This is a genomic window from Clostridium lapidicellarium, assembly GCF_041224415.1.
Classification (GTDB): Bacteria; Bacillota; Clostridia; order Clostridiales; family Clostridiaceae; genus Clostridium_B; species Clostridium_B lapidicellarium.
This window is the reverse complement of the sequence record NZ_JBGFFE010000036.1, coordinates 1-16,215: the sequence shown is the minus strand read 5'-3', so window position 1 is coordinate 16,215 and position 16,215 is coordinate 1. Positions and strand designations below refer to the sequence as shown.

The window sequence follows — 16,215 nt, the reverse complement described above, 5'->3', positions numbered from 1 at the left end:
TGGTCGTTGCTTGCCAGTAATAATATCTGTCCTTTTGCAGCTGCTGCCGGTGCTGCAGAAAGAGCATCTGAGAATCCACTTCCACCTACCATCATGACATCTGAGGGATCCACTCCAAGATTTACAAGTTCTCCTGCCACAGCGGCATTGGTCTCATACCTGTTTTTACCGGAAAGTTCAACCAGATTATAATTACTGTTTCTCAGCTGTGTCCTCACACTCTCAGATATTACCGATTCTCCACCTATTATATATATTCTTTGGTTTCAATTTACTTATTTCATCACTTGTAGTACTGTTTAAACTGGAACTTCCAGTTAAAAGTATCGGTGCGTTTAACTGTTTTGAAAGCACCACTGCACTAATAGCATCTGCATAACCTTCGCTGGATACGAGTATCACATTATCACTGCTAGTCCAATTAGAGTCTGCAACAGCGGCCGCAGTTTCATAGCTATCTGTGCCCCCCAGCTGAACAAGCTGATTTTCTGAAGCTTTTACAGGAATTACAGGGACAGCTGCAGATATTATAAGAGAAAATACAGCAGTGCCGCCTATAGTTTTCACGGTATTTTTATTCATAAAATTTACTACCTCCAGTCCTTTTTAGCATTATATGAATATTGTACCATATGGCTTGGATTTATATAAGAGTCAAATACATATCCATATATAAGCAAAAGGAAAAGGAGTGCTATTTCAGCGCTTCTTTTCCAATAACTGTCACGGGGACTGACCCCCTGACATTTTTTGTCAGGGGGTCAGTCCCCAGCTTGAAAAATAAAGATTTCCGGTTTTATCCGGAAATCAACCAATACTATCATTAATTTAATTTTCTCCGCCTCAATTTTTCTTCAAACTCTCCAATGGAATTGCTCTTAACTGCATCTTCAAACACAGAACTCAATACATCTTCATCTTCTATCTTTCTTATTCTGCTAATACAGGAAGTATCAGAAAATTTAATACCCAATAACTTTTCCAATCCCTGAAGCAATCCATCTTTTCTACCTTCTTTTATACCTTGTTTCCTGCCTTCTTCCAGACCCTTCGTTTTACCCTCTCTCACAATATTCTCTATAGTTTTGCCCAAATTGGATACCATGGAATTCACCTCCCTCTGACTGGCCTTTTCCAATATTTCCTCTACCTCAGCTCTGGATTTTTCATCTAACTTTGGCTTCATTATGCCTTTAAGCCAGGTTTTAAGTATATCAAATTGTTCCGGTGTTATCTTTTTAAGAGCATAGACTGTCAGCCTGAGTCTCCTTATCAAATCTTCCCTGCTTATCTCTTTATCCAATAGAAATACAGTAGATACCATATTTTCCAGAATATCTGTTCCTATACAACTTATTATATATTTCTATTTTTATTTTATCAAAACATCTTATAATAATCTACAGTGTAATAAAAGCAGGATGCTGAATTTACTAAAAATATCTGTGAGTAGAAATAATTCCTGGAGGTGAAAATCACATTTAAACCTGTAAATCTGATAATCTTTTTTGGCAGAAAAAGGAAGGGGGACTGACCCCCTTTTACCCGTCTTTATGCCCCACACTGACTTCATCACTGCAGTCACCAGCCAGATCATTAATAGAAGTAATATCCCTGGACAACTCAATTGCCCCAACCACCTTGCCACCCTTTACAATAGGCAGAGTCACATTGTCAGTATTAATTAAATTACCGTTACAATCGTAAAATTTCTGATCTTCACGGTAAATACGTTTCCCACTTTTTACACATTCAATCAAGGTGCTATCTTCAGGCTGGAGCCCAGGATACAGTTCAAAAAGGTTCTTACCGGGATCTTTTAAAAAAGTACTATCTCCATTAAATCTCGGATTATACTTAGCATGAAAGACAACCTTACCGCTGTTATTGATAACTGTTATGCCGTCAATTTGTTTCATCGTAAATGCCATCTATACTCACCCCCACCCTTATTTTACACCTTATATTAAATTATAATAAAGCATATTCATGGCAATTATTGAAATTCAGTATTGAGCTCTATATAACCATACAATCAAAATTCTGATATTGTACATACTTAAAATCAAGTAAATAGATCTTCTTATAATATGCTTCTAGGATTTTTATCATTTTTTACAGATTAAGACTTAATAATCAAGTAAGAGCTAAATAATTTATTTAGTATACCTTCACATCAATCATACGTATCATTACTACCATACATACTATTCGTATCATTGCATACCATTCTGTATATGACGATTTAATAGAATTAACATACTTATGTATATTTTTTAAGTAAAGGTACTAACCAGGCTTTTTCAAACTTAAGATTAGTTATAGACACAAAGAAAATAGAGCTTTTGTCAGTACGCCAATAGTTCTTTCTTGTGTTCACAAATTCTCATATCTTCAAATTTCACTTTATCTTCATGAAAACAGTCTTCAATATAAAGTTGTCTGCTTTCTACGTATTTCTTTGTTTTTTTAATTTTTAAAAGCTTCATACTGTTCAGTCTTTCCAATGCTTACACGTTTTACAATGTACTATGGCTTCTGATAGTTCAGTCATACATTTCTGTATGGGGTGTTATTTCTAAATTCATATCAATAACATATCTATCAGATCTCCCCAGGTAAGAACGCTTACTTTCCCTCCACATATCTGCTACATTTACACTACCTGTTTCAGATAGTTTAGGGCTTCGTTTTGTTACGCAAACTTACCTAGCACATTTCAGCCTTGTATGTAGTTTGTATTCCTCAGGCCGAGACTTTGCTCCCAACTTCCTTCAGATTCAGTTTCACAACGGACACCCTTGCCTTTAGCTAATAACTGCTACTATCTAGCCCCATCAAGCTGCCGCCCATGATTGGGCTGGGTGCACGTAAAAAGAACCGCCATTTCTGACGATTCTTTTTGTGCTGTTCATAATTTGTCCGCCACCACGCAGCGGTCTATTCTACCTATGTCGGTAGAAATCTTGAATACTACCTTTTAAATGGTGATATTTTATTAAGTCTTTCATGTGCTAAGGAAAAGAAGCACTAAAATAGCACTTCTTTTCCAGATATTGTTATGGGGTCAGACCCCATAACAATATTTGGGTGGGGGACAGACCCCTATTTTGCAGTAATTATATATCCGACCAAATCTTCCCTTATAGGCGAATAAGTAGTGTAACCTGAATCATTATGCTTTTCACTTCTTATGTTTATTTTTGCGGCATCATCATTCGCAAAAATCTTGATGGTATCACCTTTGTCAAAAGAAGAAGCAGCAAATTTATAAACCACATATTTCTCATCTATACTTACAGAGCTTGGAGTGATTTTTTTATCAGCGGACTGGTTTACAAACACAAAATCGTCACTGTAGTAGTTCTGTATATCATCATCTATGTCCTGATTGAAAGCTATTTTTATAGTATCCGATCCAGAAGAAGAATCAAGTACACTAAAATTATCAGATTTTGTCATAGGAGGTATATAGACCTTAGTAGAACCTGTTCTTATATTTCGACCCGCAGAATCAAGGGAATTTGTGCTTACTACACTTACATTCGTACTTTCACCACATTCCCTTATGGCATCTATTTTTTCATTATCATCAACTCCAGATTTATATATGAGAATAACATCATTTCCATTGGTATTTCCAGCATCAGGTTTGTACCCATCTACCCTGAAGTCATTTAAATCCATAATATCGAGAGATTCAGAAAGAGAAATTTTTACATTTATATCACTGCCAACAAAAGTCATCCTGGCAGTATCAGGTATCAGTTTAGGACCATTACTGCTTTCCATATCTATATTTCCCACATATGAACCACGCTGGATCCTGTTTCCATCCTTATCTACCACATCCCTTACTCCAACTCTTATTACACTTGAGGCAGTAGAGCCGCTTCCTATGGTATACTTTGAAGAAAACTCAACAGTAACGCTTTTATCATCATATGCTGGAGTTACAATAGCACTGCCTGGAATATCCCTTATTTCACCTGTTCCATCCTCGAAGACATAATTTGACGGATTTGAAATAGAAGCATCATCCATAGTTTTATTGAAAAATATAGCAACAGCATGACTATTATCAAATCTTCTAACTATTTGGGTAACCTTTACCTGTTCATCATCCGTCCCTGAAATAACCGTACTGTAGGGTTCCATCAAATTCGGTTTTGCCTGGGTATCTATTATATTTTCCACATATAAAGTATAACTAGAATCCCTCAATGTGTCTTCATCAAATTTGATATCAAATGTCCTGTTATTGTTACCGTCTACAGTAACAGTATTTACCTCATCAATTTTATAACTTATATCAGTACCACTGGAATCTGTAACTCTATAATTTCCCTTATTTGTCGCATAACTTCTCAAAACATCCTTGCTAAACTTCACACGTATGGTATTTTCATTCAATATATTAGCAGAACTAACTGTAGGCTTTTCAGTATCATTTCCATAATAAAGAGTGGATGTTGTTTTAGAGACCGAATTCCCAAAAGTATCCTCCACATCATCATCTACGGTAACTGAATTAACTCCCTGCTTAAACATGCTTGCAACTTTCTGTATTTTAACCGTCTTATCTCCTGAGCCAGAATCAAAAGTAACATAAGAGGAATCCACATTTACCGTAGTATCATTTATTTTATAGTTACTGGGTTCAAGTGCAGTTTGCTTGTCCATAGCCCTATCAAAATGTACATACAAAACACCAGAATTATTGCTGGTAACACTTTGAACCTGCGGCCTCCCGGATACAGACTGAACAGTGAAACTTTTTGACTGATCCTGGATTGGTATATTCGCCCCATTATCAAATTTACTTCCAGAAGTTCCGGCTGATATGCTGAATGTATTGTCTCCTATAGGCAAAGGTGAATTAAAATAAAAATCCACTCCGTCAGCCCAGTCACCAGATTGATTTTTCATCTCAGTATAAGATTTATCAAGCCCATAATTTAAAATGCTTTTTCTGTTTATCTTCATTGAAGAATAATCGCTTTCTTTCATTCTAATAGGTTCTGAAAATCTAACCTGAAGTTTATTGCCCCCGACAGCCGTTACAGACTGAAGTGACGGATATCCGGATTCCTGGAAAACAACATCTTTTTCATACTTATCTATATTGTCATTAGAATCTTCAGTAGCTACAGAATTTTTAACACCAAATGTAACTTTTTCTCCCTGTTTAAACGGATTTCTAAAAGTTATCACAACGCTTCTACCGTCATCCTGGCGATATGCCGACGCCTGTGTCTTTGCCTCAGAGCCGAGACTTGAACCATCAATCTCATAATTTGCAGCTCTTTCAGCAGAATTTTCATCTACAACGGTATTAAAAGTGACCTTTACCTGATTCAGCCCAACTGTAGCTACAGATTTCACCGTATTACTGTCATTAACAACTCCCTGTGCCGCATTTTTAATATCCGAAATGGTACTATCGGAAATAACGCCATTCTCCGAAATTACATTCAATGCCGTATCTGAAGCAGACTTTGACTTAATATAATCCAGTGCACTCTCTGTTTGAGATTCACCCTCTCCGCTTATTAACACCAATGGAGACGAATTTATACCTGCAATAGAAGCTGCTATAAGTGAATCAGCATATCTGTCTCCAGATGCATTGGCTACATATATTCTCTCCGATTTCAAAACATCAGAAAAAGCTTTAAGTATATTTAAATTCGTTTCAAACCTATCCTTTCCCCCGTTTATTCTTTGAACTGCCCCAAGGGTTTTATAAGTGCTGTCATTTATAAGATTATTCGTACCTATAACTGTAACCTTGGATTCATTATCCTTTACAAAATCGACTACAGATGCCATACTGTTAATATTATTTCCACCAAGAAGAAGTATTTCATCCTTAGCAGAAGCTACTGGTGCCGCAGAAAGTGCATCTGAAAATCCTTCTCCGCCCGTCATCATCACACTGGAAGGATCCATGCCAAGCTCAACAAGCTTTTTTGCCACAGCCGTATTGGTATCATATCTGTTTTTTCCCGAAAGTTCAATCAAATTATAACCTTTACTTTTCAGTCCGGATCTTATGCCATTAGAAATGACTCCTTCTCCACCTATTATATATATGTTTTTCACATTTAACCTGCTTATTTCATCACTTGTAACGCTGCTTAATTCCGAACTGCCAGTCAAAAGAATAGGCACATTGAGCTTTTTTGAAAGGACAGCTGCACTTATTGAATCCGCATATCCATCACTTGACACAAGGATGACATTGTCACTGCTAGTCCAATTGGATCCAGAAACCGCCACTGCAGTTTCATAAACATCAGCTCCACCCAACTGACTGAATTCATTTTCTGAAGCCTTTACAGTGACTACAGGGGCAGCTGCAGATATTATAAGAGAAAATACGGCAGTACCGCCTATAACCTTTATGATATTCCTATTCATAAAATTTACTACCTCCAGTCTTTTTTAACATTATATGAATATTGTACCACATAGCTTGAATTTATATAAGAGTCAAATATACATTCATATATCAAGCAAAAAGAAAAAAGCGGTATTTCAGCACTTCTTTTCCAATAATTGCTAAGGGGACTGACCCCCGCCCAATAAATGGGCGGGGGTCAGTCCCCTAAAGACTATGACATCCTAATAACATTCGGAGAAAAATCTACATTCCAGTTATCCATCACAACAGTATTGTCTATGTTTAAATTCGTACCAAATATAAAATTGCAGACTCTCGCCTTCATTGGACCCACTTCCAGTCCTTTTGTATCAAAGTTTGAAGATGCCACAACAGTATTTTTTTCATCCCTTATAGTAATAGGCAGCTTATCAAGCTTAACAGACTTTCTGCAACCATTTCTAATTAAAAGAGTAACTATAATTTTACCCGGCTTCTGAATTGCAATCTTAAATTTGGATATAGCCACACTTTCACGCTGTACTTTTGGAAGACTCTCCATGAATGTTTTGAACATTGGTACATATTTTCCATCTTCTACAGAAGTTTCATCAAGGGTAATGGGTGCATATTTCACAGCTTTCAGCCCACCATCAAAAACCACACGGCAACCTTTAGGAGAAAACTTGTCCATATCAACTTTGGACTTCTCAAACAAGAGTTTCCAGGGTCTTGCGACACCATAATCCAAATCTCCTATACCGGTAAGATCAAATACTTTTTTTCCAATTACCTGACCTTTTGAATTCAAAAGACTTAAAGGCAGGTACTCAAAATTCACTTTCCTGTGGAGACCATTTCTAAAATAAACTTTAGTCTCTATGTTCTCACTATCTTCAAAGGCATAAATCGTAGATATATTTATATCATTTTCCTTTATAGGAGGAAGAGCAGCTATTTCATCATTTAAAATTTCCTTTTGGACATCTGACGCTATAATATCCTGTTTCTCAAGCAGTGACAATTTAGTTTTTACGCTATTTTTTTCTTTCAATATTATACCTCCATTATTCAATTCACAATTAATGTTGATTTTCGGTTTTACACGAAAATCTTCATTTTAAATACAGTATACCACACAGCAATACCATATTTGTATATTATATCAACAATATACAACATATTATTTCTTACTGACTGAAACTTTTGATCTTGCAGTAGATGCATTTACATTTCCATCTACAACTATTCTAAAGGAATTTTTTTCTGGATACAGCTTAACCTGAGTTCCAGCATATTTAACAACATATTTATTCAAATCAGCTGATTTCACTTCATTTAAAGTGATAATAATCCTAGTTGCAAATAAATCGGGACTGTATTCCGTAGCCACATTAAAACCCGATTTAGCAGAATCGCCTTTAATTTTCACCGTATAAGACTCTTTTTTGCCATTTGCTGCAACAGCTGTTATCACAGTACTACCATTTTTTACTGCCTTTACAGTACCATTTCCGTCCACAGCTGCAACAGATGGATCGCTAGAGCTCCATTTAAATTTCTTGTTGGAAACATCTGCAGATGGCAAATTCAATGTCTGAGAATCTCCCACTTTAAGAGAAGGCGACCTGTCAACTACATTTTGCTGTGTTTTAAGTTCCTGTTTCTTCTCCTCCGATATCTTCTTGTTATAGGTATAATCTTTATATTTATAAACCAGCCCTACAGCTACAACTATTACAAAAATACATAAAATAATCCATTTAATGTTCTTCTTCATATTAATTCACTCTCCTAATATACTACATCTATTAGATTATATTACTAATGGTGAATTAATAAAAGATTATAACACATAATGTTAAAATATTGTTCAAAAAATTAAAACAGCAGGAATAAACCATATTTTACCCCCAGATCCATGAAAACTATTCAGGCTTTCAATTATCAACAATCATAGTTGCATTCACGTTTTTACCTTTATATTCTGCCCTGACTTTCTTCATATATCTACTCAATTTTACATATTTGTCCTTATTCTGTATCCCTTTTTTGAACTTCAAATTCAACATTACAGTTTCATCACCATTATGACTTATATATGCGTATTCCAGATCATTATCATTTTTCATCATGCCCTGAACTATGAAGTTATCTGGATTATTCTGCTTTATACCCTTATCCTTCATAATGTTATCAGACTTTTGTATTCTTTTATTAAGGCTGTATTTCTGGCAGCAGTAATATCCCACCAATAGCTATTATTTTTGTCTGTCTATTCATTATACTTACACCCCGCACAATAATCTTACTTGATTTTATCATTGTCGCACAAATTCTTCAGAATGACAAGTATCCTTATATTACCTCCATTACCACTAACTCTATAATGACTTAACATAGACTTTACATTATAATTGTAGTTAAAAAAGGACCTTTGATGAATTATTATTTTATCAAATAGTCCTTTGATATGTGAATATTATTTAAGATATTAAATTAATTTTTTTGATATGAACTTACTTATATTTATATAAACAAGAGCAGGATAACTGCTTGAGTTATCCTACACCTGCTTTATTGTTAATCTATTTTAAGGTTACCTGTAAGTCAACATCACTGCCTGAACCCTTTTGAGTCAGCACTACATTAGCGCCAGATCCTGAAACATCATAAGAATTGGTAATTGTTTCATCAGCAGCTAAAGCTGTTTTGATCTTTTCAGCTACCTGCTCTGCAGTATCTCCAGCTGAAACTGATAATGTTACATCTTTATCTATGGTTTCGTCTGAAACATTAACCGTAATATCTGCTGATTTTTGAGCTCCTGAAGTTACAGTAGTTGTATCCACTTCTTTAACTTCATCTACTGGTGCTACTCCATTTGTAGTATCATTTGGTCCATCAAAAGTTACACCCGTTCCAGCGGCATCTACTGCTATTGTAGTATTTGCAGTTTGTGTCTTTGCAGTAAATGTCAAAGTATCATCATTTGCTGTTACTGTCCAACCTGAATTATCGGCAAATGCAGTTTCTATCTTTGATGCAACTTCAGCTGGAGTATCATCATCTGCTGTAACCGGTACTGTAACTCCTGCAACTGTTAAATTTCCTGCTGCAGATGCTCCTGCTGTTACCTTAATAGTAGATACTTGACTTATTCCAGGTACTGCTGCTGCTCCTTTAAATGTTTCTTCTGTTGTTAAAACTACACCTATTGGCTTAGCAGCTTCAGCAGCCTCAGCTGCTTCCTGATTTACTGATACAGGTATTGTAATTGTATCTCCATTATATTGTACATAAACATTAGCTGTTCCAGCTGATTTAGCTGTTAATGTGATTGTTTCTGCTTCAGGAGATTTTTCTGCTTTTACTACTGAACTGTCATCAACTGATAAAATTACGTTGCTGTCAGTTATATCTACTGTATCAATTGGATTGCCATATTGATCAGCAGCACTTAATTTTAGTACTATTGCTCCATCAGCTTCTCCGTCTTTAGCATCATTATCCAATGCTATTTGGATACCATCTTTAGTAGTATCAGCATCTAATGGTTTATCTACAGTATTCACAACTTTAGTTGTTCCTGTTTTAGCTATTGCTGCTGCTGGGTCAAGATTTAAAGTTACTTCTCCAACTTTCATATTTGCAGTTCTAACTTCAATCGTAACAGTTCCTTTAAAGTTTTGAACTGGTGTATATACTCCATTATTTAATCCTAATGTTCCAACATTTGAAACTGTAGCATCAGCTTCTCCAACTTTACCCGTTACTGATTTTATAGTCCATGATAAATCATTATTGCTTACTGGAACTACTACTCCGTTAGCATCTTTAGCTATGGCTTTTAATGTAATATCAGCTGGATCTTCAGCTTCAGTTGAATATACTGATTTTATATCAGTAGTATCTACAGCTACACTATCAATTAAATTTGCTACTGAATCAACTGTCATGCTTACTTTATTGGTGGCAAGAACTTTGTCACCGTTCTTAACATTAACAACAATATCATTTGATCCTTTTGTAGTTCCTGTTAATGTTATTTCATAAGCTGCTACTGGATGAGTATCATCAACAGTCCCACCATCTTTGTTTATTGGTGTTACATCATTCTTTGTAAAATGATCTCCAGCATCAACTTCTAAAGTTACTCCAGTACCATTTGCTATGAACTCACCATATTGGTCTTTTGGAACTATTTTAACTTTAGTTTGTCCATTTAATGCAACATTTGTTGCACCTGGAGTCACATCTACAGTTTTAGCTACTCTAGCAGCTCCAACTGTTACGGTAAATGTATCAGCTATATTACCATCAGCATTTGCAATCTTAACTGTATAAACACCTTGTGTCAATGATTGAACTGGCTGAACTCTAAAACCTTTTACTATTTCATCTCCCCTTGCTTCATCAAATTGATCTTCACCAGCATCATTGAATCCATAATCAGCTGCCAATTTAACTAAATCACTTGCATTATCAATTGGTTGCCCAGTTGGTCCAGTTACAGATACATGTAAATCTGATGCCTTAACAGGCATATCCTTTCCGTCCTGATCTAAAAATTTGACTGCCTGATCCTTAGCTTTAGTAGCTGGATCTCCTGCAACTACTCCTGTTATATCGGCACCTGCATCAATTTTTGTAAATGTTGGTGCTGTAAATTTCAAAGTATACGATTTAAGTGCCGAACCCTCTGCTATTGTTACTTGATATGAACCTGCTGATGCATTTGATAATGTCAATATATTCTTAGTTCCATCTATTGTAACTTTTCCAGTCAATGAACCTTCTGGAGTTACAACTGCATCTAACGGATCTACTAAAACAGCTTCACCATATTTATTTCTGAACGTTACATCTTTTACAACATCTGTGCCTGTCTTTAATTCAGCAGGGTCAAATGTTATGTCATCTATACTAGCTACATTTTGATCTATTGTAGTTGTTACATCAAAACCAGCCGCTTTTGCAGTAGCTTTTTCTAATGATTCTCCTACATATGGAGTTATTGTGTATTTTCCTGGTTTTGTTGATTTAACAGCTATTACTATATCATCCTTAGTATCAGCATCGTCTCCACCTCTTAATTTAGCAGTAACCTGAACGTCAGCTGGAGTAACATCTACTGAAGTTTTAGTCGCTTTAACATCAAATTTAATTTGATCTGGTGTTAAATTTGCTCCATCATTTGGTTTAACACTTCCGACAATTATTGTATCCTGATTATCCCCTGATGTATTTTCAGAATTTACAGTTAAGTCAGTTAATGTCTTAGCTCCTATCTGAACTTCATAAGTTGATTTTTGCCCGTTTGGTAAATATGCAGAAATTTTTAAATTTCCTGCCTTTTTAGCTGTAAATTTAAAAGAGCCATTTGCATCTGCTATACCGCTTTCATCAATTGGGTTACCATCATCCGGAGTTATTAAATCAATTCCATCTTCAACTATCCAACGTACATTAGGAATATCTATAGGATTATTAAACTGATTTTTAACCACAGTTGATAAAGTTATTTTATCATCCGGCAATACCTCTTTAGCTACTGCATTATTCTTTGTTGCAGTTATATCTGAAATTGTCGTTGGAACTGGATCTTCTGCTTTAACCACAGTATATTGAGCTGTTCCTATTTCAACCCCAGCATCTCCATTTATTGTATTTGTAAATGTTAAAGATACTTTATCTCCCTCTGTTAAAGGTTTGTTAATTTTTATGGTTCCACTTGCTTTATCAGCATCATCAATTTCATTCGTCATTAATGGTACTCCATTTAATGTACCTTTAACATTAAGGTCAGTAGTATTTTCAGCAGTTAAACCTAAATCTTCTCCATATTGATTCTTTGCTGTAAAGTGCACGTCACCTGTACCTGCAGCTGGAATTCCAGTTGTGGAAACATTTATTGTCTTAATATATGGTGTTTCAACTTTAGCTACAAACTTATTCGTTGTAAAGCTTGCCCAATCTGAACTTACTGTATATTCAGCAGCATCTGTTAATTCATTTCCATCATCTAATACAAAATTAGCCTTACCATCTTCTGTAAGACTTGAATCTGAATATGTTGCTGTCAAGTTTTCATTGTCAGCTGTAAGTGTTATTTGCTTCCCCAATAAGTCAGATTCTTGTACTGTTGATGGTACTGTTAATTGTATGCTTGTAGAATTAATAGCACTTACTGAACTTACTTCAACACCTTGTTGTTTTGGCTGCTCGCTTACTGTTCCATCTGGGTTTTCAACTCTTTCATATATAGTACCTTCAACAGGTGTCGTAGTCAACGTTTCAGTAGCTGTCTGAGGATTGAAGTCATCTCCGGCATCTCCCCAAGCATCCAGTATTGTACTACGTGATACAAATCCATTTTGCACATCATCATAGTAAGAAATAACCTGTGCACCAGCATCTTTAACAGCCTTAAAGTCATCATATAATGCTGTTCCGCCCGCAAAAGAATCTTGTAAGTCCTTATAGTTATATTCATATATTTTTCCTGATGCATCCCTTAAAAGGACAGAAGCCATTTTTGCAGATGCAGGAGTTGCCACTGCAGAAGCAATAATAGTTGATATTGCTGCTGTCGAGAGGACTGCCAATAACTTTTTAGAGTTATTCATAATTTATAAAACCTCCCTAAATATTGGAATCTATAATTACTGTATATTCATTACATAAAAATCATTTTCACCATCGGGGATTTATTAGCTTCTCATAATTAAGACTATTCTTCAGTACTACTTCATTCAGTATTTTAGTAAAAGCTTTTAAAAGTATAACATACAAACTAACCTATGTATGAATTTTCCCGTACCTTAAAATAAAATAATCCCCTTTATTTTTAGTTAGACTTCAACATTGAAAAATTTTCAATGTTGAAGTCTAAAATTAATATATCAAGTAAATTTAATTATTCTGCTTTCTCAACTGTAACTTTATTCTGTGCAGTAGCTTGATCTACATTTCCATCAACAACTATAACATATGCACTTTGATTTTCTTTAAAAGAAGCTGTCTGTCCATCATATTTTACAACATATTTTGCTGCGTTTGTTGCATCATTTACTCCATCAAGCTTAACTGATATTTTTGTAGCAAACAGATCACCATCATAATCTGCAGTTACTGTTGCTCCAGGTACTTCTTCTCCAGGGTTTGGATTTTCTCCATTATTATCTATAGTAACAATAATACCCTTATAATCGTCATCTGTTGGAACATAGTATGCATACTCATCATTTGCATCCTTTTCCGCGGAGATCTTAACAGTTGATTGTGGAGTAACCTTTATTGTCTCAGCATCATTAAATTCTTTTATATTTTTGTTGTTACTGTTGAATTTAAAATTAACTGTACGTGCATCATTTTCATCTACCTTTGCAGAATCAGCATTTATAGTTGTTCCGCCTATGTTGAATTTGAAGTCTGATGCATTTACGCTGTTGCCATCAATTGGTGTATCAAACTTAACAGATACAATTGCGCTGCCATCACTTTGAAGTCCTGCACTCCAGTTTGTTGCTGGATCATCCTTACTATCTCTGTCAACAGTAACTAATCTAGGTGCTGCTTCATAGAAATAAGGTTTGTCACCTGAAGCATCAGCTGTAGTAACTGACTGTCCGCTTACATCCTTAGTAGCACTATCTGCTTTTATAGTCAATACTGCACCATTGCCCAATGCCTTTATCTTGTTTATATTTGTATCCGCATTTTTGTCATCATCATTGCTCTTAAATGTAAGAGTTACTATCTTGCCATCAGGTTTTGCCGAATCTGCTTTAACTGTACCAAATGTAAAATCTGAGGCCTCCAAAGTATCCGAATCAATTGGTGTTTCAAAAATCACATCAACCTTCAAGTCATCATCATTGTCTTCATAGTAAACTTTAAGAGAATTAGCTTTAGCTTTTGTAACACCTGTTGGTGTAGTTATATCAGCTCCATCCCTTCCTGTCTGCAAGCTGTTTCCATTGGCATCTTTAACTCCCGTTGCATATATAGCTGTTATGATATTCTCATCAGCTTTTCCTGAACCTTCATCAGTAGTCAAAGAAGTGTCATCCAGATCAATAGTTGCACTCTTGTCATCATTGCTAGTTATGTCGGCACTGCTTGGAAGAGTCTTTGTATCTCCCTTTGCATTTACATATTCATAATTGTCGGTATCAGTTAATGTGGATGCATCCATTTCCTTGTTGAATACAACTGCAATTTTCTTCCCGTTACTTCCTGAAACCGCATAAACTCCTTCTACTTTTGCATTTACTTCATCAGAACCGTCAAATGTATCTTCATATGTGTCTATTACATTTGGTGTAGAAGCCTTGTCCTGAATGTTTTCTATTCTTATAGTGTATTTTGAATCAGTTAATTTTTTTCCAGACTTCAAATTTATATCAAATACATCTGCCGTGCTTGCACCAGAGTCTCCTGCAGGAATGATTTTATCTATTTCATCAGTTATATCTGTACCATCACTATCTCTCAGTTTATAGTTTGATGTATTTGTAGCATAATCCGAATCCACATCTTTGCTGAATCTAACTCTGATTGTATCATCGTCAAGAGCATATACAGAAGTTACAGAAGGTTTTGTTGTATCCTCTTCAAGTTCAAAGGATTCATAAGTGTCTTCTTCAATGTTGTTTCCATAAGCATCTTTTACATTATCGTCGATATATAATTTATTTGAGCCTTTGTTAAGACCAGTAACAGTAAGTTTTACCTGAGTGTCTCCTTCTTTAAGTTCAGGATCCTTATCTATATTGACATTTCCATCATTTATTTCATAATTTCCTATCTTAGTTGCTGTTTTGGGATCCATCGGCCTGTCAAAATTTATCTTGACTTTTCCATCATCACTCGCAGTTATGCTCTTGATTTCCGGTGTTGAAGTCAATGTATCAACATCAAAAGTCTCTGTAGTTTCTGCAATAGGGAATCCTGCTGCGTCTGCAAATAATTCTTTATCTCCTTCCGAAACTTTTAAAGTCTTGCTTCCAGAATCAAGTGCTGTGTCAAAATAATAGTCCACTTCATCTGTCCAATAATTTCCGTCAACATCTTTGATATAATCCGATGCTTCACTATAATCATAATTCAATCCATAGGATGAAAGAGTTTTTCCGTCTATCTTGAATTTACTCTGTACTCCACTGGCATCTGCCTTTTTGCCAACATTTATTGGCTCTGAGAATTTAACAGTTAGCTTTTTATTTCCTTTTACTTCTACTGAATCAACTGTAGGTATAGTTGTATCACTAAATGTTACAGTATCTGTATATTCTGGAACAGTGCTTGACTTGTCTGCAGTAAGTATTCCCTTTTTAACTGTTACATCTATATCATCTGATTGTTTTTGAGCCTTTGCCAATTTTATAACAACTGTTTTGTTGTCATCCTGAAGTACTGCTTTTGCACTATTTTCATCAGGATCCGCGTCATTATCCTTGGTTCCCTTGTCATTTAAAGTTGTTCCATCAACTTTGTAATTTGTTATATCCTCAGCTGTATCTGAATCAACTTCCTGATTGAATACAACCTTTATCTCATTTAATCCATTAGTTTCTATGGATTTAACTTCTCCCTCTGGACTTGGATTATTATAAATATCATCAATTGCTTCTACAGTATTCTCGGAAACAACTCCTGTTCCTCCAATTACCTGGAAATCAGTGCTGGAAGTAGTGTTGTCTTTCAAGTAAGCTATTGCATTGTCTGTTGCATTTGGATTAGTTGTTGATCCTGAAGGATCTTTGTCCACTAATACTAGCGGTGCGGAATACTTTCCTGCTACTGCGGAAGCTACCAGCGCATCT

Annotated in this window: 11 protein-coding genes; all 11 read right to left on the bottom strand. The window is 35.4% G+C overall.

The genetic code is table 11. The features are described from left to right. Positions 1-218 (bottom strand): cell wall-binding repeat-containing protein (locus tag AB8S09_RS15135; RefSeq protein ID WP_369869467.1); only part of this gene is annotated, 218 nt, incomplete at its 3' end. 4 nt (positions 219-222) lie between these two features. Next, positions 223-582, bottom strand: coding sequence for a cell wall-binding repeat-containing protein (locus tag AB8S09_RS15130; RefSeq protein ID WP_369869465.1), 360 nt, complete (start codon positions 580-582; stop codon positions 223-225). 241 nt (positions 583-823) lie between these two features. Beyond that, on the bottom strand, positions 824-1,324 hold the full coding sequence (locus AB8S09_RS15125; protein WP_369869464.1) for an RpnC/YadD family protein: 501 nt from the start codon (positions 1,322-1,324) through the stop codon (positions 824-826). A gap of 217 nt (positions 1,325-1,541) precedes the next feature. Then, positions 1,542-1,931: a transcriptional regulator gene (locus AB8S09_RS15120; RefSeq protein ID WP_369869463.1), complete on the bottom strand. Its 390-nt coding sequence runs from the start codon at positions 1,929-1,931 to the stop codon at positions 1,542-1,544. A gap of 417 nt (positions 1,932-2,348) precedes the next feature. Next, positions 2,349-2,507 (bottom strand): hypothetical protein, encoded by a 159-nt coding sequence (locus tag AB8S09_RS15115; RefSeq protein WP_369869462.1) that lies wholly within the window; start codon positions 2,505-2,507, stop codon positions 2,349-2,351. A 598-nt stretch (positions 2,508-3,105) separates the two neighbouring features. Beyond that, on the bottom strand, positions 3,106-6,423 hold the full coding sequence (locus tag AB8S09_RS15110) for a cell wall-binding repeat-containing protein (RefSeq protein WP_369869461.1): 3,318 nt from the start codon (positions 6,421-6,423) through the stop codon (positions 3,106-3,108). Between the two features lie 194 nt (positions 6,424-6,617). Further along, positions 6,618-7,439 carry an SLAP domain-containing protein gene (locus AB8S09_RS15105; protein WP_369869460.1) on the bottom strand — a complete coding sequence of 274 codons (822 nt, stop codon included), beginning with the start codon at positions 7,437-7,439 and terminating at the stop codon, positions 6,618-6,620. A gap of 129 nt (positions 7,440-7,568) precedes the next feature. Next, positions 7,569-8,165 (bottom strand): Ig-like domain-containing protein, encoded by a 597-nt coding sequence (locus tag AB8S09_RS15100; protein ID WP_369869459.1) that lies wholly within the window; start codon positions 8,163-8,165, stop codon positions 7,569-7,571. A gap of 160 nt (positions 8,166-8,325) precedes the next feature. Next, entirely contained in the window at positions 8,326-8,574 is a 249-nt protein-coding gene (locus tag AB8S09_RS15095) for a hypothetical protein (protein ID WP_369869458.1), read from the bottom strand. A 399-nt stretch (positions 8,575-8,973) separates the two neighbouring features. Next, a complete protein-coding gene (locus tag AB8S09_RS15090; RefSeq protein ID WP_369869457.1) occupies positions 8,974-13,014 on the bottom strand; it encodes a hypothetical protein in 4,041 nt (1,346 codons plus the stop codon). Between the two features lie 290 nt (positions 13,015-13,304). Next, positions 13,305-16,215, bottom strand: a 2,911-nt coding sequence (locus tag AB8S09_RS15085; protein WP_369869456.1) for a cell wall-binding repeat-containing protein, incomplete at its 5' end; no start/stop codon positions are given.

Bases quoted from the DNA above. Each gene is read 5' to 3' on its own strand.
- AB8S09_RS15130 (WP_369869465.1), bottom strand. From the start codon at position 582: ATGAATAAAAATACCGTGAAAACTATAGGCGGCACTGCTGTATTTTCT.
- AB8S09_RS15125 (WP_369869464.1), bottom strand. From the start codon at position 1,324: ATGGTATCTACTGTATTTCTATTGGATAAAGAGATAAGCAGGGAAGAT.
- AB8S09_RS15120 (WP_369869463.1), bottom strand. From the start codon at position 1,931: ATGGCATTTACGATGAAACAAATTGACGGCATAACAGTTATCAATAAC.
- AB8S09_RS15110 (WP_369869461.1), bottom strand. From the start codon at position 6,423: ATGAATAGGAATATCATAAAGGTTATAGGCGGTACTGCCGTATTTTCT.
- AB8S09_RS15100 (WP_369869459.1), bottom strand. From the start codon at position 8,165: ATGAAGAAGAACATTAAATGGATTATTTTATGTATTTTTGTAATAGTT.
- AB8S09_RS15095 (WP_369869458.1), bottom strand. From the start codon at position 8,574: ATGAAGGATAAGGGTATAAAGCAGAATAATCCAGATAACTTCATAGTT.
- AB8S09_RS15090 (WP_369869457.1), bottom strand. From the start codon at position 13,014: ATGAATAACTCTAAAAAGTTATTGGCAGTCCTCTCGACAGCAGCAATA.